Source organism: Peribacillus sp. RS7 (genome assembly GCF_041956845.1).
Classification (GTDB): Bacteria; Bacillota; Bacilli; order Bacillales; family DSM-1321; genus Peribacillus.
Genome location: NZ_CP168135.1, coordinates 1,837,635 through 1,859,779 on the forward strand (window position 1 = coordinate 1,837,635; position 22,145 = coordinate 1,859,779).

The window sequence follows — 22,145 nt, forward strand, 5'->3', positions numbered from 1 at the left end:
TTCTTCATTTATATAAACCTTCAATGCTTCATAATATCCATTTCATCGACATTGACCGTCTTCCGATTCCGATAAAGGGACATTAATATAGCCAGCCCTACAGCTGCCTCGGCCGCAGCGATCGTAATCGTGAATAATGAAAACACTTGACCCGTAATGGATGGCGTTACACCGAATTTACTGAAGGCAACTAAATTGATATTAGCAGCGTTCAGCATCAGCTCGATTGAAATCAAAACAATGACCGCATTTCTCTTCGTCAAAGCGCCATACAGTCCTATACAAAATAAAACGAGTGCCAATACAAGATAAGCCGACAAGGGAACTCCCGTCATGATCGATCTCCCTCCCCATCATCTTTTTTAGCCAATACAATGGCGCCGACAAGAGCAACAAGCAGTAGTACCGACATTGCTTCAAATGGAATGACATATTTTGAAAAAAGTTCGATTCCTATTTGTTTTGTATTATCCTCATGCAAGGCGGTTGGCTGTACAGGGATATTCAGATTATAAATACCCAGATAAACCGCCACGGCGAATCCAGCAATAGCTGCCAGCAATGAGAACCTCCCCCAGCCCCCTTTAACGGGTTCATCACTTTCTTGGTGTTTAGTGAGCATAATTCCAAATAACATCACGATCGTTATTGCCCCTGAATAAATAAGGATCTGGACAATGGCGACAAACTCAGCCGAAAGCAACATATAAATTCCAGCAATGCTCAAGAAAGTAAAAACGAGTGCAATTACCATGTGGACCACTTTTGTTAAGGTAATTAACAGCACTCCGCCTAATATGGCGACGAGTGCCAAACCAAAAAAGGCAATTAATTCACCGGACAAACTCATACTTTATTCACCTTCCGGATATTTTCATCATTTTCATCAAGCCACTCCAGATTTTTAAATAAATGATCACGGCTATACTCCGCCAGCTCAAATTGATTCGTCATCACGATTGCTTCTGTCGGGCATACCTCCGTACATAAATCACACAAAATGCAAATCTCGAAATTAATGTCATACGTATCAATGATTTTACTTTTTTTTGACGGGTCCGGATGTTTTTTACCAGTTAATTGAATACAATCGGTTGGACAAATCGTCACGCATTGATTACATACAATACACTTTTCAGGATAAAACTTTTGGATTCCGCGGAATCGGTCAGGGAGCGGCAGCGGCTCATTCGGGTAGTCATAGGTCACTTTTTTCCTCGTCAAGTTCTTTAATGTATAGGTTAAACCTTTTGCTAAACCAAGCATATAAATCCCTCGCTTTCTGACCAGCTTAAGTTTTTAAAAAAGGTTAATTAATTCTTTTATAAGTGCCGTCAAAAATATATTTGCCAATGCAACCGGAAGCAGCACTTTCCATCCGAACTCCATCAATTGATCTGCCCTTATACGAGGAAAAGTCACACGAATCCAGACCAATACATAGAAAACAACACTAAACTTGAGACCGAACCAGATGGCCGCCGGAATAAAATCCAAAAACGGAATAGAATTCCATCCCCCTAAAAATAATACAGTGGTTAGCGTGGCCATTGCAAACATATACACATATTCGGATAACATAAAGAAGGCCCAGCGAAATCCAGAGTATTCAACATGATAGCCTGCAACAAGTTCGGATTCAGCTTCCGGCAGGTCAAAAGGAACCCTGTTCAACTCGGCAACCGATGCAATAAAAAACACGATAAACGCAATCGGCTGAAGAAAAATGAACCAAACCTTCTCCTGGGCTGCAACTATTTCATTCAAGTTTAAACTGCCTGTTAAGAGGACGATTCCCACTAGTGACATCACCAACGGGATTTCATAAGATATCATTTGCGCGGCTGCCCTCATTCCGCCAATCAAAGAATATTTATTATTGGATGCCCATCCCGCAGTGACGATGCCGATGGTCGATATGCCGGAAATGGCAATATAATATAGCAGTCCAACACCTATATCAGCAAATTGGAAGGCATCGGTGAACGGCAAGGTGGCAAGGACCATGAAAGCCGGAGCAAAAGCAATCACTGGAGCTAATATATATAGCGGCTTATCGGCTTTTTTTGGTATTGTATCTTCCTTGATCAGAAGTTTCAAAACATCGGCAACGGTCTGCAAGAGACCCCATTTCCCCCCAATTTGGTTGGGACCGACACGCATCTGCATAAACCCCATGATTTTTCGCTCTGATAGGATTCCATAGGTTACGAACCCTAATACAACGAATAGCAGCAGGACTGCCAAACCAAAAAAGATGCCAAAATTCAGTAGGCTAGGAGTGGATTGGAGCAAATCCTTGATCATTTATCCATCCACCTCCCCTAGAACGATATCGATTGCTCCTAATATCGTTATCAAGTTCGCCATATTTTCCCCTTCCAATAATTTCGGAAGAATCTGCAGATTATAAAATGAAGGTCTGCGAAATTTCAAACGATATGGCTCCTTTTTCCCTTCACTCGCGATATAACAGCCGATTTCCCCTCTTGGTGATTCAATACGGACAAATGCTTCACCCTTAGGAACCTTTATTATTTTTGGGACCTTAGCAAGAACCGGCCCTTCTGGAAATTGCTCAACCGCCTGCTCAATGATTTTCAGTGATTCTTCGATTTCCTCCATTCTACAGTGATAGCGAGAGAAGGCATCACCCTCTTCCCTTGTAGGAACATCAAAGGTGAACCTGTCATAAATGGAATATGGTTCATTTTTCCGTAAATCCCATTTCACGCCTGTACACCTTAAGTTGGCACCGCTAAGCGAATACTGCAATGCTTCTTCTTTCGTATAGATGCCCACCCCTCTAACCCGGTTAACAAAGATTTCATTCCCTGTTACTAACTCATGGTAACCGGCAAGCTGCTCCCTCATATAAGGAACAAACTCGGCCACCTTCGCAATCCAGTCATCAGGAGCATCCCATTTCACACCTCCGACACGCATATAATTGAATGTAAGACGTGCTCCTGACAATTCAGTCAATAAGTTAACGATCATTTCACGTTCTCGAAAAGCGTATAGGAAAGGGCTCGTCGCACCTATATCAAGCAAGTATGTACCCCACCAGACAAGGTGGCTTGCGACTCTGCCCAATTCCATGGCAATTACGCGCAAATATTCTGCCCTTTCGGGGATTTCCACCCCCATCATTGTTTCAACAGCATGGCAAAGCACATAATTATTTGTCATTGCGGCTAGATAATCGAGTCGGTCGGTATATGGAATTATTTGTGTATATTGCAGATTTTCCGCTAGTTTTTCAGTACCGCGATGCAGATACCCAATGACAGGGGTAGCCTCTTTTATAATTTCACCGTCAATCTTGATGACAAGCCGAAAAACACCATGTGTACTCGGATGCTGCGGCCCGACATTGAGAAGCATTTCTTCGGTCCTTAACATTGGGCTTACACCTCCACATCATAAGGCTGATAATCTTTTCTAAGGGGATACCCTTTCCAATCATCACCAAGTAAAATCCGCTTTAAGTCAGGATGTTCTTGAAAATTAATACCTAATAAATCGTAAGCCTCACATTCCGGCCAATTTGCACCTGGCCATAATGGTGCCAATGATGGAATAACGGGAGAATCCCTATCCAGCTTCACCTTTAAGGCAACCGATTGGTTCATATTGAACGAATGCAAATGTACATAAATTTCCATATGGGATTCAAAATCCGTTCCATGAAGTTCCGATAAATACGAAAAGTTAAGCTGTTCATCATACCGCAGAAATTTTGCTATTGAGAAATATGTATCCGGATTAGCCACTAAAGTGGGTACATCTTTTGATAGTCTATTAATATAGTGGTCTATTAATGCCTCTTGCCCTACATGCCTTTCAATAGCATGAACAATTTGATCGAGTTTGGACTGGTTTGGAGAAAGATCATCTGGGGTGATAACTTCCTTGCTTTCCTTTACAGCAGTCCTGGCCTTCGCAACAGCAGCGGCTTTCGCCTTGGCCGCTGCAATAGCCTTTGCCTTCGCAGTTTCAAGATTATCACCATTATCCCTTGATTCCTTTCGGGCCAATGCTGCCGCCTTCGCTTTGGCCGCTGCAATAGCCTTTGCCTTCGCAGTTACAAGATCATCACCATTATCCCTTGATTCCTTTCGGGCCAATGCTGCCGCCTTCGCTTTGGCCGCTGCCGCTGCCTTTTGCTTCGCTACGTCCACTTCTCCTTCCGGTTTTTCCATCCCTTCCTCTTTCGCCTGTTTTCGGGCCAATGCTGCCGCCTTCGCTTTGGCCGCTGCCGCTGCCTTTTGCTTCGCTACGTCCACTTCTCCTTCCGGTTTTTCCATCCCTTCCTCTTTCGCCTGTTTTCGGGCCAGTGCTGCTGCCTTCGCCTTGGCCGCTGCCGCTGCCTTTTGCTTCGCTAAATCGGTTTCTCCCTCCGGATTTTCCGTCCCTTCCTCTTTCGCCTGTTTTCGGGCCAGTGCTGCTGCCTTCGCCTTGGCTGCTGCCGCTGCCTTTTGCTTCGCTAAATCGGTTTCTCCTTCCGGATTCTCCGTCCCTTCTTCTTTCGCCTGTTTTCGGGCCAGTGCTGCTGCCTTCGCCTTGGCCGCTGCCGCTGCCTTTTGCTTCGTTAAATCGGTTTCTCCTTCCCGATTTTCCGTCCCTTCCTCTTTCGCCTGTTTTCGAGCCAGTGCTGCTGCCTTCGCCTTGGCCGCTGCCGCTGCCTTTTGCTTCGCTAAATCGGTTTCTCCTTCCGGATTCTCCGTCCCTTCCTCTTTCGCCTGTTTTCGGGCCAGTGCTACAGCCTTCGCCTTCGCCGCTGCCGCTGCCTTTTGTTTCGCTATGTCTTGCTTTTCACTCATCTATATCACCCGCTTTCCGGTTTTCGCCTCGTAACGGATTTTTTCTTTTAATTTATTGATTCCATAAATAAGTGCTGCTGGGTTGGGGGGACACCCCGGTATATATACATCGACAGGTACTATTTGATCTACTCCTTTGACCACCGAGTAGGAGTGAACATATGGCCCTCCTGCAGTTGCACAGGATCCCATTGCAATAACCCATTTCGGTTCCGGCATTTGTTCGTATAATCTACTAATTATTGGAGCCATTTTTTTCGTTACCGTGCCTGAGACAATCATGACATCCGATTGTCTGGGTGATGTCCGAAAAAACGAACCAAACCGGTCCAAATCATAATGAGAGGAGCCTACGCCCATCATTTCAATTGCACAACATGCTAATCCGAAAGTCATCGGCCAGAGTGAGTTACTTCTAGCCCAGCCCTTTATTTGTTCAAGTGTGGATAAAAAAATACTATGACGCATTTCTTCCATTTCTTTAGGGGTAAGTTCATCTAATTTCAATTCCACTTCAACACCTTCTTTTTCCAAGCGTAGATTAGGCCTAGCATAAGGATAAGGACAAAAAATAGCATTTCAATCAATGCAAACAGCCCGAGTTCATCGTAGGCAACCGCCCATGGATAAAGAAAAACGGTTTCTACATCAAATATGACGAACATCAATCCGAATAGATAATACCTGACATTGAATTGAACCCTTGAATCCTGAAAAGGCTCGATTCCACTTTCATAAGTCGTATATTTCATATCAGTCGGTTTATAAGGCCTTAGCAGTCTACCAAGAAATAATGCAATCACAGGTAATAAAATGCCGAGACAAAGGAAAACAAATACAATTAAATAATTATTTTGGTAAATATGCAGCTGTCCCATGTTCATCTCCCTTTATGGATAAATCATGTAAAATGGGTGCATTTTAGATTTGCTTGTCTTCTTTTTTGGTCGTTTTAAATATTATGCAGGATAACATTCTTTTAGAAGCAAAGTGACTGGAGGGGGTATGAAGCAATTAATGTAAGCGTATACATTATATCATCAGGATAATCGTATGTCGACGAGTTAAGGATTAATATGGAAAATTACTTTACTCTATAATTCGATTTTTTTTTACAAATGAAAACCGTTTTTTCTAAATTCCGCCATTCTTTGACAAAAATCCTCAAAAACTAATATAAAAAAACACCTGATCTTACCAAGAATGGTTAGATCAGGTGTTTTCATCATTTAAAGTTATCGCATTTCTGCAATTTGGATCCGGTTGATGGCACGTTTAAGTGCTAAATTAGCTCTTTTGGCATCATTTGATCCATCATTGTTCTGCAATCTTTGTTCAGCACGAGCTTTTGCTGCTTGAGCACGTGCAAGATCGATAGTTTCAGCTCTTTCAGCAGATTGAGCTAAAATGGTTACCACATCAGGGCGAACTTCTAAGAAGCCACCATTTACAGCTACATAGTCTGTGTTGCTTCCATTTTTAAGACGGACAGCACCAATGGTAAGCGGGGCTACAGTTGGAACGTGTCCAGCCATGATTCCCAGCTCACCGCTTTTAGCTTTAGTGCTTACCATTTCAACTTCTGCATCATATACTGGGCCATCGGGAGTAACAACATTGACTTTAATGGTCTTCATTTCATTCCCTCCTAGGTCCCTTTAATTAAGCCATTTCTTTTGCTTTGGCAATAACTTCTTCGATGCGACCAACTAGACGGAAAGCATCTTCTGGAAGTTCGTCATATTTTCCAGCTAGGATATCTTTGAATCCTTGGACTGTTTCTTTAACTGGTACATAAGATCCTTTTTGACCAGTGAATTGTTCAGCCACGTGGAAGTTTTGCGACAAGAAGTTTTGAATTCTACGAGCACGGCCAACGATTATTTTTTCGTCTTCGCTTAATTCGTCCATACCCAAGATGGCAATAATATCTTGAAGTTCTTTATATTTCTGTAAAGTCGATTGCACTTGACGAGCCACTTTATAGTGCTCAGCCCCAACGACTTCTGGGCTAAGGGCACGAGAAGAAGATGCCAATGGATCAACTGCTGGGTATATACCCATTTCAGAAAGTTTACGCTCAAGGTTAGTTGTTGCATCCAAGTGAGCGAAAGTTGTAGCTGGAGCCGGATCCGTATAGTCATCGGCAGGTACATAGATCGCTTGAATGGATGTAACAGAACCTTTATTTGTTGAAGTGATACGTTCTTGTAATTGGCCCATTTCAGTAGCAAGAGTTGGTTGGTAACCAACCGCTGATGGCATACGGCCTAGTAGGGCAGAAACCTCAGAACCTGCTTGTGTGAAACGGAAAATGTTATCGATGAAGAAAAGAACGTCTTGTCCTTGTTCGTCACGGAAATATTCAGCCATTGTCAAACCGCTTAGAGCAACACGCATACGTGCGCCTGGTGGCTCGTTCATTTGTCCGAATACCATCGCCGTTTTCTTAATAACACCAGAATCAGTCATCTCGTAGAAAAGGTCATTCCCTTCACGAGTACGCTCACCTACACCAGCGAATACCGAGATACCGCCGTGCTCTTGTGCGATGTTATTAATAAGTTCTTGGATAAGTACAGTTTTACCAACACCGGCACCACCGAAGAGACCGATCTTACCACCTTTGATGTAAGGTGCAAGTAAATCTACTACTTTAATACCCGTTTCAAGAATTTCAACTGATGTTGATAATTCCTCGAATGTTGGTGCTTGCCTGTGAATTGGATCACGACGCACCTCTGCTGTAAGTGGTTCAAATAGGTCAATGTTTTCCCCTAATACGTTGAAAACGCGACCTAGAGTAACTTCACCTACAGGTACTGAAATTGGAGCTCCTGTATCAACAGTCTCTGCACCACGAGTTAAACCATCAGTGGAAGACATTGCTACAGTACGAACTGTATTATCACCTAGTTGAAGGGCCACTTCAAGAGTTAGTCCTGTACCAGACGCTGTATTTTCGATTCTTAACGCGTTATAGATCTTAGGAAGTTGTCCGTCTTCGAATTTCACGTCAACAACCGGACCCATAACTTGAGTAACGCGTCCTATATTCATCGTTTTCCCTCCTAACGTTGCTTATAACGACTATCGAGTTTATGGAACGGCCAGCATATCGTCCGGGCCGACCGCCCCTTTAATGATTTTATTCTAAAGCTGCTGCACCGCCGACAATCTCTGTAATTTCTTGAGTAATCGCTGCCTGACGTGCACGGTTATATTGTAATGAAAGTGAGTCAATCAACTCTTTTGCATTATCGGTCGCATTTTTCATTGCAGTCATACGTGCAGAGTGCTCACTTGCTTTACCATCTAACAAAGCACCATAAATCAAACTTTCTGCGTACTGAGGCAGTAATACCTCAAGAATTTCTTCTGCATTCGGTTCAAATTCATAAGAAGTCAATGTTGCATTGGAAGTATTAAAGTCAGCTAACGGAAGGACTTGCTTTTCCGTTACCTCCTGTTGGATTGGGCTGACATAATGGTTATAGTACATATAAAGCTCATCACACAGTTCATTCAGATATAAATTCACTGTCGATTTTGCAAGGGAGCTAATGTCAGCGAAAGACGGCTGATCGGGAACCCCAATTACTTCAAGCTCTACGTGCATGTTACGGCTGACAAAGAAATCACGACCAACCCTTCCGATTGCGATAATGACGAACTCATCATTGGATTTATGGCGTTCAAGAATAGTTTTATGAACGTGGCGAAGGATGCTACTATTGTAAGCCCCAGCCAATCCACGGTCCGATGTGATTACCAAGTAACCGGTTTTCTTAACGGGACGTGAAGTAAGCATTGGATGAGATGCATCCGTGCTTCCGTTCGCAATACTAGATACCACTTCTTGAATTTTTTCCATATATGGAACATATGCTTTAGCATTAGCTTCCGCACGGTTCATTTTAGAAGCAGATACCATCTGCATCGCTTTTGTAATTTGACTCGTCTTTTTCGTTGAAGTAATCCGAGACTTAATATCGCGTAAAGAGGCCATTCATTCTCACCACCCTTTATAAATTAGTTAGACCTTATTATTCAGAAATAACGAAGTTCTTTTTGAATTCGTTAATTGCAGCAACGATAGCAGCGTCTTCAGGAAGACCTTTTGTTGTGCGAATGTGATCTAATAATTCCGGATGAGAACGATCTAGGAACACATAGTATTCTTCTTCAAAACGAAGGATATCCGATACTGGAATATCATCTAAATGACCTTTAGTCAATGCATAGAAAATCATGACTTGTTTTTCAACTTTGATCGGTTTGTTTAGATCTTGCTTAAGGACTTCAACTGTACGAGCACCACGGTTAAGTTTTGATTGTGTTGCAGCATCCAGATCAGAACCGAATTGAGAGAATGCTTCCAATTCACGGTATGAAGCCAAGTCAAGACGTAATGTACCGGCAACTTTCTTCATCGCTTTAATTTGTGCAGATCCACCAACACGTGATACGGAAAGACCAGCGTTAATCGCAGGACGTACACCTGAGAAGAACAAATCGGATTGCAAGAAGATTTGTCCATCAGTTATGGAAATGACGTTTGTTGGGATGTAAGCAGAGATGTCGCCTGCTTGCGTTTCAACAAATGGAAGCGCAGTGATTGAACCGGCACCTAAAGTGTCATTCAATTTTGCTGCACGCTCAAGTAAACGGGAGTGCAAGTAGAATACATCCCCTGGGAATGCTTCACGACCTGGAGGACGGCGAAGTAGCAAGGAAAGTTCACGGTATGCAGATGCTTGTTTAGAAAGATCATCATAAACCACAAGAACGTGCTTGCCAGCGAACATGAACTCTTCACCCATTGTCACACCCGCGTATGGAGCCAGGTATAAAAGTGGTGCTGGTTGAGAAGCTGATGCAGATACAACGATTGTGTAATCCAAAGCACCATTTTTACGTAGTGTTTCAACTGTTCCACGAACCGTTGATTCTTTTTGACCGATAGCAACATAGATACAGATCATATCTTGGTCAGCTTGGTTAAGGATTGTATCGATCGCAACTGATGTTTTACCAGTTTGACGGTCACCAATGATTAACTCACGTTGTCCACGACCGATTGGAACTAATGCATCGATTGCTTTAATACCTGTTTGTAAAGGTTCATGAACTGATTTACGGTCCATTACACCTGTTGCAGGGCTTTCGATTGGACGAGTTTTTGTCGTAGCGATCGGGCCAAGACCATCTAATGGTTGTCCAAGCGGATTCACGACACGTCCGATTAATTCTTCTCCAACTGGCACTTCCATGATTCTGCCAGTACGGCGAACTTCACTGCCTTCTTTAATGTCTCTGAATGGTCCAAGAATAACAACACCCACGTTATTTTGCTCAAGGTTTTGTGCTAATCCCATTGAACCATTGGAAAATTCTAAGAGCTCCCCAGACATTGCATTATCTAAACCATGAACGCGTGCGATACCATCACCAACAGTGATAACCGTACCAACATCGCTTACTTTAATTTCCGACTGATAGTTTTCAATCTGCTTTTTAATCAGCGCACTGATTTCTTCAGCTTTGATGCTCATGAATTTCACCCCTATCTGTGAATATTAACCTAATAGTTGTTTGCTAAGGCGATCTAGCTTACCGCTAATCGTCCCGTCATATATGCGGTTACCGATTTGTAGTTTGATGCCGCCAAGGATATTGCTATCCGTAATATTAGTAATGCGTAAATTTCTTTTGCCGATTTTTGCAGCAAAAGATGTAGACACAGCTTCCACTTCCGTTTCAGTCAATGGACGAACTGTATAGACCGTTGCATCAGCTACTGAGTTTTCTTCATTCGCAAGTTCGATGAACTCTTGTGCCATTGCTGTCACATCATCTGTACGATGACGTTCCACCATTAACATCACAGTGTTTTGAACGGAAGAAGAAAGGCTTGCAAAAGCATTTGCAATCAAAGCGCCTTTTGCATCTTTAGTCATTTTAGGATGAGCCAGGAAGCTTAATAGCTCATTATCATTTGTGAAAACTTCATTCACTATGCGAAGCTCTTCTTCAAGTTGGTTAATGAGATTTTGCTCTTTCGCAATTTGGAAAAGGGCAACGGCATAACGCTTTGCTACTGTTATATCGCTCATTTCCCTTCTCCTGCCTCTTGAATGTAGTCATTAATCAATTGCTCTTGATCTGCTTCGGATAGTTCTTTTTCTATTACTTTAGAAGCAATAAGTACGGATAAAGATGCCACTTGCTCGCGTAATGCCGTAATGGCTTTTTCTTTTTCCTGTACGATTTCACGCTTAGCTGATTCTTTGACGCGGTCAGCTTCAAGACGTGCTTGATTCACGATTTCTTCACGCTGTGCTTCACCTTGAAGTTTCGCGTTTTCTATAAGTTGTCCCGCTTCAGTGCGAGATTGTTTTACGATTTCACGTTGTTCTTCTAAATATTTAAGTGCTTCTTGTCTGCTAGCTTCCGCTGCTTGAATTTCATTTGCAACATGTTCTTCACGTTGAGTCATGATGCCCATTAGAGGACCCCATGCAAATTTCTTCAGCAACGCTAACAAAATGATAAACATTACTAATTGGTATAACATGTCTCCGCCATTAAAGCCATGAGACGTTGACCCAAGTACAAAGCTGCTTGTTAACACGCTTGGTTCACTCCCTTCACGAGTTTCACTTCTTAAAGCGTTCATTCATATGAACTTTAGAAAACTATGCTCTTAAACTGTATAAAAACAGGATTGTGGACATAAAGGAAAGGCGAAGGTTCACATGGAACGAACTTCGCCATTTTTGAACTTTTTGAAGGTTCTATTAACCACCATATACCATAAACGCAATTACTACTGCGATGATAGGCATCGCCTCAACTAAACCTACCCCGATGAACATTGTTGTTTGAAGCATACCGCGAGCTTCTGGTTGACGAGCGATACCTTCTACTGTTCTTGAAACGATAAGACCATTACCAATACCTGCACCTAGTGCTGCTAAACCAATTGCAATTGCTGCTGCAAGAAGACCTACTGAACCTGTCATTATAAATATCCTCCTTAGATTGTATCAAAATTTATTATTTTTTTAGTTCTAAATGAACTTATAATTAATGGTCGTCACTGACTTTATGAGACAGATAAACCATTGTTAACGTGACAAAGATAAACGCTTGGATACTGCCGACGAAAATACTATAGCCTTGCCATACTAATGTAGGCACAATTGCACCAATAAATCCGGCAGGTCCACTAAATGCTAGCGATCCCGCTAATAAACTCAGCAAAACTTCACCAGCATAAATGTTACCATATAGACGCAGACCAAGTGTCAAGGAGTTTGTAAATTCCTCCACAAGTGTCATTGGGTTTTTATAAGCTTTAAAGTAACCCTTGGCGCCTTTCATTTTTATTGCATAGTAATGCGTTAAACCTAAAACCATGACCGCAAGAGTCAATGTGATAACTGGGTCGGCTGTTGGTGATTTCCACCAAAGCACACCATCGTAACTAATTGCAAACGGAAGACCTAGCATATTGGACACAAAAATGTACATTAGCAAAGTCATACCAAGCAGTTGAAACTGACCACCTGTTCTCCAGTCCATGTTACTATTAATAATACCCTTAACGAAATCCATAATCCATTCCATGAAATTCTGCATGCCAGTTGGCTCCATTGCAAGCTTACGTGTACCAAGCACAGCAAGTATGAACACAACTAGACTAGCAACTGTTATCATTAGGACGTTACTCAAGTTAAAGGTCAGACCCATAAAATCGTGTAAGGGTGCTCCATGATTCAACTATATTCACCTCTCTTCCCCGCTATCGACGTATTAATTGGATGAAAAAATCTATAAAAATGACAATATAAGCTGTCATCAATCCCCATACAACACTTATCAGATGAAAATGCTCCGGAAATTCCAATGCAATGAGTACCGCTAGACCTGCGGATGCCATTCTAGTCATCGTCCCAAGAGATTTTGTTTTCTTTCCTTCATCGAGCGCCTGACTGAACTTTTTCATTTTCTGATTGATCAGCCATAAATTGTATAAACTCAAACTCGTACCCAGTATAAGCCCAGCAAAAACGGCTTGATAACTCGTAAGTCCCCATCCAACAACATAAACCGCCAGAAGAAAAATTATATATTTACTCTGCCTGTTGAACATGATTTTCATTTCTGGCATTTTTCATTTAATCTCCTGAGAAATATTTTCGTACTGAATGAAGCATTGCTTGTAAACCTAGCAAGTCCACAAAGAAGGCCAATTACTAATAGCAGCGGTTCGAATCTTAGGTTCTGACAAGTCATCTTTCCAAAGAGAAGATACCGAACAAAACTGATCCGACTATTTGAGAAAGAATCGCTGACATCAAAGTCATAGCCATTTTTAGTAGGCAATTATTTGACGCAAGTTGCATCCTCGCGGTTGAATTTGGTGGAGGATAGAAGACATTTCATGCTGTAAAAATCTGCATGCAGGGCTACTGAAAACCCTCTCATTTTACATCCTTTGTTAGCATACAATAGGCTAGAATCAATGTCAATGAGTGGTTAGTGAAATTTGTCACAGGTTTGTAATTATTAACGAATTGTTCACAAATTATCTTTTTTATACTATTGACATCCATTTTATTTTACATATTGTCCTGTGTTCACTCAATAAGTAACGTCTTTTCTATCCGATCTTCTCTTCCACCTCTTCTCGCAAAGATTATCGCTTTATACACTCCTTTAGGCGGCAGGTTCTTTTTCAATACATCTTTTTTGATCAAACCGGAAGGTGCCGGTCTCGACCAATCCAAATAACCAACGAATTTCAAGCTGTCTTCCTCATAAAGTGCAATCCCGAATTCTTCAGCCCCCCGGGGAAGGTACATTTCGTATCGGTATGTGCCTTCCTGGTCTCCTTGACCGAAATCAAAGCCCATTACCCTTGGATAATCCGGCTCTTCCTTTACATATAAATAAGGAAGGGATATTTTTTTGGTTCCTTCCATTATAAGAAGGTATCCATCAAAGACTCCCTTTTTCAGCTTGGCTGGGTTGACCTGCAATCCCACTTTAATCTTTTTCTTTTCCCTCGGATTCAAAGTAAGGGATTTCGGCAATTCCCAAGTGAGGCCCGTCTCTTTTAATGGGACCATAAAAGAGTACTTCCTCCTTTCCTTTCCGGTATTTTCAATGATTATCGTTTCATGATGCTCTTCAATTCCTTCTTTTTTGGTATACATCCCAAACGACAATGAGCTTGGATTCAAGAGAGTGTCCACTTTTAATGCTTCGTCGATCTGGATGCGTCCAGCCCCCTGTTCATATGTGTGATACAACTGATTAGCAGACTTCCTCAATGGCTTGGAAGTGCTCATCAATGCAGATTTTACTTGATCAGGAGTCCATTCCGGATGTTTTTGCAGGATTAAGGCGCATGCTCCTGCAACATGCGGTGCTGACATACTTGTTCCATCCAGGGACATATATCCTTTAGGAATGGTGCTCTCAATTTCCACTCCCGGTGCCAATACGTCAGGCTTTATTCCCCATGATACGGTTACCGGCCCTCTAGAGCTAAAATCAGCGAGCCTATCTTGCTCGTTCTTATAAATAAAATTAACGGTTTTGCTGTGCTCTTGCTCCATGATTCGCTTAAGTCGCAATCCATCTCTTCTACTAATAGAAGCAGCAGGGATGTTCATTTCTTTTTCCAAGCTTCCAGTAAAGGTCCCGCTCGTATTATTATAAACAATGACCCCTTTTGCACCTGCCTTTTCTGCATTGGATACTTTTTGCTGGAAGGTAAGTGTGCCGCGCTCCATCAACACAATCTTATCCCGAACATGCTTCAGGTCTTCTTCATTTCCCAGTCCCCCGTATATGACATCCTCAGAAAATGTCAGCTTCCATTTCTCAGAGCCTTGAAACAAGGTTAAATGAGATTGATACTTTTTCGAACCAAGTCCGTAGACCATATAGGGAACCCTTAATGGCGGGGTCGACGCTCCAACGGAAATCGCTTTTTCTGCTGTTCCAGGGGAGCCGACAGTCCATACAGCCGGACCGGAATTCCCATTTGATGTCACGGCAACGATGCCGCTTTCCACAGCCTTATTCAATGCAAGAGAGATAGGTAAATCAGGGCCATTGACGTTATTCCCAAGAGAGAGGTTCAATACATCCACCTTATCCTTCATAGCTGACTCAATAGCCGTCAGGACTTGCTCTGTATCCCCTGCTCCACCTGGTCCCAAAGCTCTATATGCATATATCTCCGCTTCTGGTGCAACGCCTTTCATTTTTCCATTGGCCGCAATGATACCTGCCACATGAGTTCCGTGTATTGTATCCAGCTCGCCTTGATTTTTGGTTTCCATCGGATCTTCATCACCATCAACCAGATCCTGCCCTCCTTTATAAGCACGTTGTAAATCTGGATGTGTATAATCGATCCCGGTATCGATAATTCCCACTTTTACCCCTTTCCCGGTGATTCGGTGATTCTCCTTATCGAAAAAACCCCTCACCCTGCCTCCTCCTATGTATGGGACACTTTCATCCAACACGGCATGATACATGGATACTTCCGTTACTGCCTGAATTTCATTCTCCTTTTTAAGTTGTTCTATTTCATTCATTTTCCCATGTAAGGAAAATCCATTCAGGGCAACCGAATAAACATTCCTTAATTGAAGGGATGGATATTTTTCAAGCAGTTCTTTGATCTTTTTTTGCTGAAACGCCTTATCCATCGTGACAACTGCCGTTACTTCCTTAGATTCAGATAGTTTTGGTAAAGGAGGCAGAATGACAGATGCCAATCCCTTTTCATTTGAATAAATACATATAAAAAGGAAAACAAACAATATGAACGTTTTCTTTCCCAATATAATCATCCCCTTAGCAGTTATCTTTTCTCAACAACCTTGGAGTATGCAAATAAAAAAGGAAAAGCCGCATGGCTTTTCCTTTTTATGATTCAAATCTAGTTGGTGGTACATTTACTTGCTTAAAATAGTAACGGATGGCTTCAGCTATGCGGACCGAAGCATTTCCGTCCCCATATGGATTTGAAGCCTTGGACATCTTTTCATGCTCCCCTTTATTGGTGAGCAATTCATGTGCCATATTAAATATGGTTTGTTCATCAGTACCCGCCAACCTTAAGGTTCCGGCTGCAATCCCCTCTGGGCGTTCAGTCGTATCCCTTAAAACAAGAACAGGTACACCTAGTGACGGTGCCTCTTCTTGAATTCCTCCAGAATCAGTCAAAATCAGATAGGCTCTAGAAGCGAAGTTGTGGAAATCCAATACGTCCAGGGGTTCGATTAAATGAACCCGCGGATCGTCCCCGAGAATTTCGTTTGCCAGCTCTTGAACAACAGGATTTAAATGGACAGGGTAAACCACTTGAACGTCATCATGCTCAGCAATGATTCTCTTGACGGCCCTGAAGATATTCCTCATTGGTTCCCCTAGATTTTCTCTGCGATGGGCGGTTAGTAAAATGAGCCTGTCTTCCCCTAGTCCATTTAAAACCGGGTGGGAATACGTGGACCGTACAGTTGTTTTCAAAGCATCGGTTGCCGTATTTCCCGTCACGAAGATACTGTCTCTCTTGTTTTCGTTCAGCAGATTCTCTTCTGCTTTTGAAGTCGGCGCAAAATGCAAATCCGCCATCGTACCGGTGAGCTGTCGATTCATCTCTTCCGGATAGGGGGAATACTTATTCCATGTGCGCAGCCCCGCTTCTACATGTCCAATGACGATCTGATTATAAAAAGCAGCCAGACTTGCGACAAACGTTGTGGTTGTATCACCGTGGACAAGAACAATATCAGGCTTGGCTTCCTTCATTACTGAATCAAGACCATTTAAGGCTCTTGTTGTAATATCAGCAAGCGTTTGCCTTTCTTTCATTATGTTCAAATCATAATCTGGCTGAATGGAAAATAATTCGAGAACTTGATCTAACATTTGTCGATGCTGAGCCGTAACAGCAACGATCGGGTTGAAATATTCTGGGTGTTTTTGAAATTCGAGTACTAAAGGAGCCATTTTGACAGCTTCTGGTCTCGTCCCGAAAATTGTCATGACCTTTATCGGTTTGTTCATTCGTGACACCTCAGTTTCTTTCCTTATTTTGTGCCGAATAAACGATCTCCTGCGTCTCCCAGACCTGGAACGATATAACCATGTTCATTCAGTTTTTCGTCAAGTCCTGCAATATAAATATCAACATCAGGATGGGCTTCTTTCAATGCTTCCACACCTTCTGGAGCTGCAATCAAGCACATGAATTTAATATTGACTGCACCGCGCTTTTTAATAGAATTGATCGCTTCGATGGCTGAACCGCCAGTTGCTAACATCGGGTCAACGACAATGCATTCTCTTTCTGCCAAATCACTTGGCATTTTCGCATAATATTCAACCGGTTTCAATGTTTCGGGATCACGGTAAAGACCAACATGTCCGACCTTTGCAGCAGGAATCAGCTTAATGATTCCGTCCACCATCCCTATGCCTGCACGTAAAATCGGGACGATCCCCACTTTTTTACCAGAAAGCATTTTCACTTTCGCTGTGCTTACAGGTGTTTGGATTTCCACTTCTTCAAGCGGCATATCCCTTGTGATTTCAAATGCCATCAATGATGCAACTTCATCCACTAGTTCGCGGAATTCTTTTGTTCCTGTATTTATATCACGTATATAGGCTAATTTGTGTTGAATTAACGGGTGATCGAAAACATAAACTTTTCCCATTTAGCATCTCTCCAATTCCATTGCTTAGTTTTGCGCTTTTTTATGATTTCCCTAATCGAATAGAAAAATTTTTCGTGTCCTTTTAAAATTCACTTCAACCTATTTTACAGAAAAACGTTTCAATCTTCAATAAAGGTTTAGATGTCAGACCTATTTTCACTATTCGGACTCTTCTAACATACTAACCTCTATAAGGTGCAAAAAAACCGCCCCCTTTAAAAGGGAGCGGCTCCGTTATTACAATGAAGGATATAATTCAAATTTGTTCGATAATGATTCAACACGCTGTTTTGCTTCTTCAAGCTTAGCAACGTCTTCATTATTTTTCAAAACAAGTCCGATGATTGCAGCTATTTCATCCATGTCTTCCAGTCCGAAGCCACGTGATGTCACTGCCGCAGTCCCAATACGAATACCACTCGTAACGAATGGTTTTTCCGGATCATATGGAATCGCATTTTTGTTAACGGTAATACCGATTTCATCCAAAACATGTTCAGCGATTTTTCCCGTTAATCCAGTAGAGCGCACATCAAGAAGAATCAAGTGATTGTCCGTTCCATCAGAAACTAGGGTGAATCCTTCTTTCTTTAAACCTTCGCCCAAGCGTTTAGCATTGTCGATGATTTGTTGTGCATACACTTTAAATTCATCTTGAAGCGCTTCTCCGAATGCAACAGCCTTAGCGGATATTACATGCATCAATGGACCGCCTTGAATTCCAGGGAAGATGGATTTATCGATCTTCTTACCGAATTCTTCTTTACAGATGATCATCCCCCCGCGTGGTCCGCGAAGTGTTTTATGAGTGGTTGTCGTTACAAAGTCAGCATAAGGAATTGGGCTTTGATGTAATCCAGCCGCAACTAAACCTGCGATATGAGCCATATCGACCATTAAATAAGCACCGACTTCATCTGCAATTTCACGGAATCGCTTGAAATCAATTTCCCGTGGATATGCACTTGCACCCGCTACGATCAATTTCGGTTTGTGCTGACGCGCTTTTTCCAATACATCATTGTAATCGATACGGTGATCTTTTTCGTCGACACCATATTCAACAAAATTGTAGTTAACACCACTGAAGTTAACTGGACTTCCGTGTGTTAAGTGACCTCCATGTGAAAGGTTCATCCCAAGCACTGTGTCGCCAGTTTGAAGCACTGTAAAGTAAACGGCCATATTGGCTTGAGCTCCAGAGTGAGGCTGTACGTTCACATACTCCCCGCCGAAAATTTCTTTCGCACGCTCACGTGCAAGATCTTCAACGATGTCGACATACTCACATCCGCCATAGTAACGTTTTCCAGGGTATCCTTCTGCATACTTATTAGTCAGGACCGACCCTTGAGCTTCCATGACAGCTTCACTCACGAAGTTTTCAGAAGCAATAAGCTCAATTTTACTTCTTTGACGCCCTAATTCCAGTTGAATTGCGTTAAACACTTGCTCATCTTGCTTTGCTAAACGATTCATTCCGTAATTCCTCCTCAAATTGTGCGTGATTCGCTTTTTAGTTTTTATGTGCAACATGCCTTCAGGAAAGCATGAAAAAGCCTTACCAATAATTATTAGAAAATTCTACTCCATTTTAACATGTCTAATTTAGAAGCGATAGTCTATTTTTGTCGAACATTAAATGTTTTTTCATTTAAAAATGTTCGTATTTAACATCTAAAACATGTTAAATAGCTCTTTAACCCTATATTTAATGAGTAAAATCACCATTCTATTAGCACCACAAAATAAAGTTTTTTTTGTGAACCCTACTTGAGCTTTACGATTTTGCCTACATTCAATTAGAAAACAGCATTCCCCATCCGAGAAATGCTGTCTCACCCATTAAATGCAACTCTTGTTTTCAGGGATGTCCTGATAAACGGCCCGCTCCCCGCCAATTAGTTTCGGGCGGGTTTTTGCCATGGTCACATGTGCATGTCCTATCTCTTTAATTGCAGATCGAACTGGAACCGCCACATGCTTCAAATGCATGCCAATGAAGGTGTCCCCAATGTCTATCCCTGCGTCCGCTTTAATGCGCTCAACGACGACAGCATCTTTCCATTGTTGATAGGCGAACGTCGCCATCGATCCCCCAGCTGTTCTGACAGGTACAACCGAAACTTCTTCATAATTGTTTCGAACCGCGATTTCCCTTTGCAAAACCAATGCCCTATTTAGATGCTCACAACATTGATATGCAACCTGAACACCCGTTTTTTCTTGAAAATCGTTCACTACGGAAAAAATCATCCCCGCAACGTCGAGGGTCCCTTCAGTACCGATCCGTTTTCCGATCACTTCACTTGTACTGCAACCGATTACCAGTAGCTGCTTCTCTTTTAAAGCTGCCTCTTCTTGAAACTCAAATAATAGTTTCCGAAACTGGTTTTCCCATATCTCAAGCTCATTTGAAAATGTAGCATCACTTGTCATGAAAACGCATCCTTTCAATAAGAAAACTTGCTATCGGAAGAAAAGGGAGATCCCTCTAGATCCTTTTTTCCAAAACCTTAACGATTAGCTGTGTTTACCTTCATACTCCGCTATCTTTCCGATCCTGTTTTGATGACGCCCGCCTTCAAATTCCGAAGTCAGCCATGTTTGTGCAATTTCCCTGGCAAGACCCGGGCCAATGACACGTTCACCCATCGCTAACATATTGGTATCATTATGCTGACGGGTCAATTTCGCACTATAGACATCATGAACCAGTGCACATCGTATCCCTTTGACCTTATTGGCTGCAATGCTCATTCCAATTCCAGTGCCACAGATTAAAATACCCCGATCGAACTCACCCTGTGCCACTTTTTCAGCAACCGGCAAGGCATAATCAGGATAATCCACTGAAGTACTGCATTCACAGCCAAAATCTTCAAATGGAATCTGTAACTCAGTCATTAAATTCTTTATTTCTTCACGGATATGTATACCACCATGATCCGAAGCAATCGCAACTTTCATCAAAATCCTCCTCTAACTTTTATTTGATTTTATTGTGTCACAAAATTATGAAAAGATAAAGGATGGCCAGCCTTTTTCTGACCTCAAAGAAGCAGGAAACCAACTCAGGTTTCCTGCTGAAAAAATGCCAAGTGTGAAAGCGTGTAATCGTCCGGTTCACCTTTCCGCTAGCACTTTAAGATCAATCGCCGATTTTTCGACTTTTTCCATGACAATTGCTTGTTCGCTTGCCTAGCCGTTACTTCTTCCGCTCCAGCAGATATTTCTTCTGCAATGGCAACCACTTCTTGGGACTGCCTTGATTCTACACTTTCGACTCGATCGTCAACAAGCTCAGTAATATCTTTTACTGCAGCGGCCACATTATGTACCGTTTTTGTCATTCCTTCTATCGCTATCTCCGTACCCGTTCCTTTTTGGGCTTCTTCATTTACTCTTTGAGCCTTATGACTAATTCTTCTATTAGTTCCTGCAGTTCCTTGAACGTCTCTTGATAAATGCCTTCAGAACCGCCAAACGGATCCATTATGTCCCTGTCATATTTATCGTCAATAACGAATTCTTTCAAAGTAAAAGTCTTACCGATCATCTTGGGGTATGTACGGATGATGACCGCTTTATGCCCTTCCGTCATGGTGAAAATATGAGTAGCCCACTCCATTTCCTTCTCGGATAAAGGCGTTGAATGATGATTATGCACTATTTCATTTTCAATCAATACATTTTTAGCATGCAATGAAGCATCCTGGCCGGCTGAAGCATAAACGCCAGCGGACTTCACTTCAATACCCTTAATATTCTTGTTTTTTAATATCGCTTCTGCCATGGGGCTTCTGCATGTGTTGCCCGTACATACAAATAATACTCGTATCATTTTAACGCCTCCTTTTTATACATTATAAGCTATAGCCCGTTCTTTATAGTCAAAAAAATAAGCACTCTTGATATCATAAGAAAAAATAAAAACCGCCCCGGTAATCGGAACAGTTGAGGAAGGAAAGGTATGAAGTCAAGTGAATTAAAAAGAGAATAATAATTTCAATCCAAATGCACACAGGATGCTTCCGCCAAGAATCTCACTATACACCCCGAGCAACCCTTGCATTTTTTTACCCAGTAAAAGCCCTGCCCACGTTAAAAAAGTGGCAGCCACCCCAAAACAAAGAATGGTTAAAATCGTTTTTGCACCGTAAATACCCAGGGTTAACCCTACCGAGAAGCTATCCAGGCTTACACCTAAAGCAAAAATGAATAGACCTTTCCCGACCGGAGCCAGCATCTTATTTTCCCTGATACCAGCTTCTCCCTTTTTACCCGGGATAAACATCTGGATACCAAGAATGATCAACAATAGACCGCCGGCATACGTAGCAAAGGTCCCGAATTTTTCTGAAATGAAACGGCCTGCCCCCATACCAAGCAAGGGCATCCAAATATGAAAAATACCTACTATCAGCCCTATAAAAAATATTTGCCTTAACCTTAGCTTAAACATTCCCATTCCAAGGCCGACGGAAAAGGCATCCATTCCCAACGCGAATGCCATGAGCAATAAGGTGATGATTTCCCCAGCAAATGTATTCATTCCAATCCTCCC

At 42.2% G+C, this 22,145-nt stretch carries 26 protein-coding genes; all 26 read right to left on the reverse strand.

Features of this window, described 5'->3' with window-relative positions; genetic code table 11:
* Positions 1-20 precede the first annotated feature (20 nt).
* Entirely contained in the window at positions 21-335 is a 315-nt protein-coding gene (nuoK, locus tag ACDZ29_RS09415; RefSeq protein ID WP_064467120.1) for an NADH-quinone oxidoreductase subunit NuoK, read from the reverse strand.
* Positions 332-850 (reverse strand): NADH-quinone oxidoreductase subunit J, encoded by a 519-nt coding sequence (locus tag ACDZ29_RS09420; RefSeq protein ID WP_375090736.1) that lies wholly within the window; start codon positions 848-850, stop codon positions 332-334. The genes nuoK and ACDZ29_RS09420 overlap by 4 nt, the downstream gene beginning before the upstream one ends.
* On the reverse strand, positions 847-1,266 hold the full coding sequence (gene nuoI / locus ACDZ29_RS09425) for an NADH-quinone oxidoreductase subunit NuoI (protein ID WP_375090737.1): 420 nt from the start codon (positions 1,264-1,266) through the stop codon (positions 847-849). The genes ACDZ29_RS09420 and nuoI overlap by 4 nt, the downstream gene beginning before the upstream one ends.
* A gap of 33 nt (positions 1,267-1,299) precedes the next feature.
* A complete protein-coding gene (nuoH, locus tag ACDZ29_RS09430) occupies positions 1,300-2,307 on the reverse strand; it encodes an NADH-quinone oxidoreductase subunit NuoH (protein ID WP_289314317.1) in 1,008 nt (335 codons plus the stop codon).
* Positions 2,308-3,405 carry an NADH-quinone oxidoreductase subunit D gene (locus tag ACDZ29_RS09435; RefSeq protein WP_289314316.1) on the reverse strand — a complete coding sequence of 366 codons (1,098 nt, stop codon included), beginning with the start codon at positions 3,403-3,405 and terminating at the stop codon, positions 2,308-2,310.
* Between the two features lie 5 nt (positions 3,406-3,410).
* On the reverse strand, positions 3,411-4,826 hold the full coding sequence (locus tag ACDZ29_RS09440; protein ID WP_375090738.1) for an NADH-quinone oxidoreductase subunit C: 1,416 nt from the start codon (positions 4,824-4,826) through the stop codon (positions 3,411-3,413).
* Positions 4,827-5,303, reverse strand: a complete 477-nt coding sequence (locus tag ACDZ29_RS09445) for an NADH-quinone oxidoreductase subunit B family protein (RefSeq protein ID WP_170946902.1) — start codon at positions 5,301-5,303, stop codon at positions 4,827-4,829.
* A 26-nt stretch (positions 5,304-5,329) separates the two neighbouring features.
* Positions 5,330-5,704, reverse strand: a complete 375-nt coding sequence (locus ACDZ29_RS09450; RefSeq protein WP_076368347.1) for an NADH-quinone oxidoreductase subunit A — start codon at positions 5,702-5,704, stop codon at positions 5,330-5,332.
* A gap of 357 nt (positions 5,705-6,061) precedes the next feature.
* A complete protein-coding gene (locus ACDZ29_RS09455; RefSeq protein ID WP_048685840.1) occupies positions 6,062-6,463 on the reverse strand; it encodes a F0F1 ATP synthase subunit epsilon in 402 nt (133 codons plus the stop codon).
* Between the two features lie 25 nt (positions 6,464-6,488).
* Positions 6,489-7,886 (reverse strand): F0F1 ATP synthase subunit beta, encoded by a 1,398-nt coding sequence (atpD, locus tag ACDZ29_RS09460; protein ID WP_289327049.1) that lies wholly within the window; start codon positions 7,884-7,886, stop codon positions 6,489-6,491.
* An 88-nt stretch (positions 7,887-7,974) separates the two neighbouring features.
* Complete coding sequence (locus ACDZ29_RS09465) at positions 7,975-8,835, reverse strand: F0F1 ATP synthase subunit gamma (protein ID WP_048685846.1); 861 nt, start codon at positions 8,833-8,835, stop codon at positions 7,975-7,977.
* A gap of 37 nt (positions 8,836-8,872) precedes the next feature.
* Complete coding sequence (gene atpA / locus ACDZ29_RS09470) at positions 8,873-10,381, reverse strand: F0F1 ATP synthase subunit alpha (RefSeq protein ID WP_095390555.1); 1,509 nt, start codon at positions 10,379-10,381, stop codon at positions 8,873-8,875.
* A gap of 24 nt (positions 10,382-10,405) precedes the next feature.
* Positions 10,406-10,942 carry a F0F1 ATP synthase subunit delta gene (locus ACDZ29_RS09475; protein WP_289314312.1) on the reverse strand — a complete coding sequence of 179 codons (537 nt, stop codon included), beginning with the start codon at positions 10,940-10,942 and terminating at the stop codon, positions 10,406-10,408.
* Positions 10,939-11,460, reverse strand: coding sequence for a F0F1 ATP synthase subunit B (gene atpF / locus ACDZ29_RS09480; protein WP_289318259.1), 522 nt, complete (start codon positions 11,458-11,460; stop codon positions 10,939-10,941). Before atpF ends, ACDZ29_RS09475 begins: the two co-directional genes overlap by 4 nt.
* Positions 11,461-11,626: 166 nt before the next feature.
* Positions 11,627-11,851 (reverse strand): F0F1 ATP synthase subunit C, encoded by a 225-nt coding sequence (atpE, locus tag ACDZ29_RS09485; protein ID WP_048685857.1) that lies wholly within the window; start codon positions 11,849-11,851, stop codon positions 11,627-11,629.
* A 64-nt stretch (positions 11,852-11,915) separates the two neighbouring features.
* Positions 11,916-12,611 carry a F0F1 ATP synthase subunit A gene (gene atpB / locus ACDZ29_RS09490; protein ID WP_370016864.1) on the reverse strand — a complete coding sequence of 232 codons (696 nt, stop codon included), beginning with the start codon at positions 12,609-12,611 and terminating at the stop codon, positions 11,916-11,918.
* A 22-nt stretch (positions 12,612-12,633) separates the two neighbouring features.
* Positions 12,634-13,002 carry an ATP synthase subunit I gene (locus ACDZ29_RS09495; protein ID WP_048685860.1) on the reverse strand — a complete coding sequence of 123 codons (369 nt, stop codon included), beginning with the start codon at positions 13,000-13,002 and terminating at the stop codon, positions 12,634-12,636.
* A gap of 469 nt (positions 13,003-13,471) precedes the next feature.
* Entirely contained in the window at positions 13,472-15,697 is a 2,226-nt protein-coding gene (locus tag ACDZ29_RS09500; RefSeq protein WP_375090739.1) for a S8 family serine peptidase, read from the reverse strand.
* A gap of 85 nt (positions 15,698-15,782) precedes the next feature.
* Positions 15,783-16,925, reverse strand: coding sequence for a non-hydrolyzing UDP-N-acetylglucosamine 2-epimerase (gene wecB, locus ACDZ29_RS09505; protein ID WP_289327053.1), 1,143 nt, complete (start codon positions 16,923-16,925; stop codon positions 15,783-15,785).
* A gap of 23 nt (positions 16,926-16,948) precedes the next feature.
* A complete protein-coding gene (gene upp / locus ACDZ29_RS09510; protein ID WP_289314309.1) occupies positions 16,949-17,578 on the reverse strand; it encodes a uracil phosphoribosyltransferase in 630 nt (209 codons plus the stop codon).
* A 237-nt stretch (positions 17,579-17,815) separates the two neighbouring features.
* A complete protein-coding gene (gene glyA / locus ACDZ29_RS09515) occupies positions 17,816-19,057 on the reverse strand; it encodes a serine hydroxymethyltransferase (RefSeq protein ID WP_375090740.1) in 1,242 nt (413 codons plus the stop codon).
* Between the two features lie 366 nt (positions 19,058-19,423).
* Entirely contained in the window at positions 19,424-20,017 is a 594-nt protein-coding gene (locus ACDZ29_RS09520) for a TIGR01440 family protein (protein ID WP_289314308.1), read from the reverse strand.
* 84 nt (positions 20,018-20,101) lie between these two features.
* The gene (gene rpiB / locus ACDZ29_RS09525; RefSeq protein ID WP_375090741.1) at positions 20,102-20,548 is read right to left on the reverse strand and encodes a ribose 5-phosphate isomerase B; all 447 of its coding nucleotides are present in this window, start codon (positions 20,546-20,548) and stop codon (positions 20,102-20,104) included.
* A 167-nt stretch (positions 20,549-20,715) separates the two neighbouring features.
* Positions 20,716-20,931 (reverse strand): hypothetical protein, encoded by a 216-nt coding sequence (locus ACDZ29_RS09530; protein WP_375090742.1) that lies wholly within the window; start codon positions 20,929-20,931, stop codon positions 20,716-20,718.
* A gap of 47 nt (positions 20,932-20,978) precedes the next feature.
* Positions 20,979-21,422 carry a low molecular weight protein arginine phosphatase gene (locus tag ACDZ29_RS09535; RefSeq protein ID WP_375090743.1) on the reverse strand — a complete coding sequence of 148 codons (444 nt, stop codon included), beginning with the start codon at positions 21,420-21,422 and terminating at the stop codon, positions 20,979-20,981.
* 144 nt (positions 21,423-21,566) lie between these two features.
* On the reverse strand, positions 21,567-22,133 hold the full coding sequence (locus ACDZ29_RS09540; protein ID WP_289327058.1) for a manganese efflux pump MntP family protein: 567 nt from the start codon (positions 22,131-22,133) through the stop codon (positions 21,567-21,569).
* Positions 22,134-22,145 lie beyond the last annotated feature (12 nt).

Coding starts and splice junctions, on each gene's coding strand:
- ACDZ29_RS09455 (WP_048685840.1), bottom strand. CDS start 6,463: ATGAAGACCATTAAAGTCAATGTTGTTACTCCCGATGGCCCAGTATAT.
- nuoK (WP_064467120.1), bottom strand. CDS start 335: ATGACGGGAGTTCCCTTGTCGGCTTATCTTGTATTGGCACTCGTTTTA.
- ACDZ29_RS09520 (WP_289314308.1), bottom strand. CDS start 20,017: ATGACAAGTGATGCTACATTTTCAAATGAGCTTGAGATATGGGAAAAC.
- ACDZ29_RS09530 (WP_375090742.1), bottom strand. CDS start 20,931: ATGACAAAAACGGTACATAATGTGGCCGCTGCAGTAAAAGATATTACT.
- wecB (WP_289327053.1), bottom strand. CDS start 16,925: ATGAACAAACCGATAAAGGTCATGACAATTTTCGGGACGAGACCAGAA.
- atpA (WP_095390555.1), bottom strand. CDS start 10,381: ATGAGCATCAAAGCTGAAGAAATCAGTGCGCTGATTAAAAAGCAGATT.
- rpiB (WP_375090741.1), bottom strand. CDS start 20,548: ATGAAAGTTGCGATTGCTTCGGATCATGGTGGTATACATATCCGTGAA.
- upp (WP_289314309.1), bottom strand. CDS start 17,578: ATGGGAAAAGTTTATGTTTTCGATCACCCGTTAATTCAACACAAATTA.
- ACDZ29_RS09420 (WP_375090736.1), bottom strand. CDS start 850: ATGAGTTTGTCCGGTGAATTAATTGCCTTTTTTGGTTTGGCACTCGTC.
- ACDZ29_RS09445 (WP_170946902.1), bottom strand. CDS start 5,303: ATGGAAGAAATGCGTCATAGTATTTTTTTATCCACACTTGAACAAATA.
- ACDZ29_RS09540 (WP_289327058.1), bottom strand. CDS start 22,133: ATGAATACATTTGCTGGGGAAATCATCACCTTATTGCTCATGGCATTC.
- atpE (WP_048685857.1), bottom strand. CDS start 11,851: ATGACAGGTTCAGTAGGTCTTCTTGCAGCAGCAATTGCAATTGGTTTA.
- atpD (WP_289327049.1), bottom strand. CDS start 7,886: ATGAATATAGGACGCGTTACTCAAGTTATGGGTCCGGTTGTTGACGTG.
- ACDZ29_RS09435 (WP_289314316.1), bottom strand. CDS start 3,405: ATGTTAAGGACCGAAGAAATGCTTCTCAATGTCGGGCCGCAGCATCCG.
- glyA (WP_375090740.1), bottom strand. CDS start 19,057: ATGAATCGTTTAGCAAAGCAAGATGAGCAAGTGTTTAACGCAATTCAA.
- nuoI (WP_375090737.1), bottom strand. CDS start 1,266: ATGCTTGGTTTAGCAAAAGGTTTAACCTATACATTAAAGAACTTGACG.
- ACDZ29_RS09465 (WP_048685846.1), bottom strand. CDS start 8,835: ATGGCCTCTTTACGCGATATTAAGTCTCGGATTACTTCAACGAAAAAG.
- nuoH (WP_289314317.1), bottom strand. CDS start 2,307: ATGATCAAGGATTTGCTCCAATCCACTCCTAGCCTACTGAATTTTGGC.
- ACDZ29_RS09495 (WP_048685860.1), bottom strand. CDS start 13,002: ATGCCAGAAATGAAAATCATGTTCAACAGGCAGAGTAAATATATAATT.
- ACDZ29_RS09440 (WP_375090738.1), bottom strand. CDS start 4,826: ATGAGTGAAAAGCAAGACATAGCGAAACAAAAGGCAGCGGCAGCGGCG.
- ACDZ29_RS09475 (WP_289314312.1), bottom strand. CDS start 10,942: ATGAGCGATATAACAGTAGCAAAGCGTTATGCCGTTGCCCTTTTCCAA.
- ACDZ29_RS09450 (WP_076368347.1), bottom strand. CDS start 5,704: ATGGGACAGCTGCATATTTACCAAAATAATTATTTAATTGTATTTGTT.
- ACDZ29_RS09535 (WP_375090743.1), bottom strand. CDS start 21,422: ATGATACGAGTATTATTTGTATGTACGGGCAACACATGCAGAAGCCCC.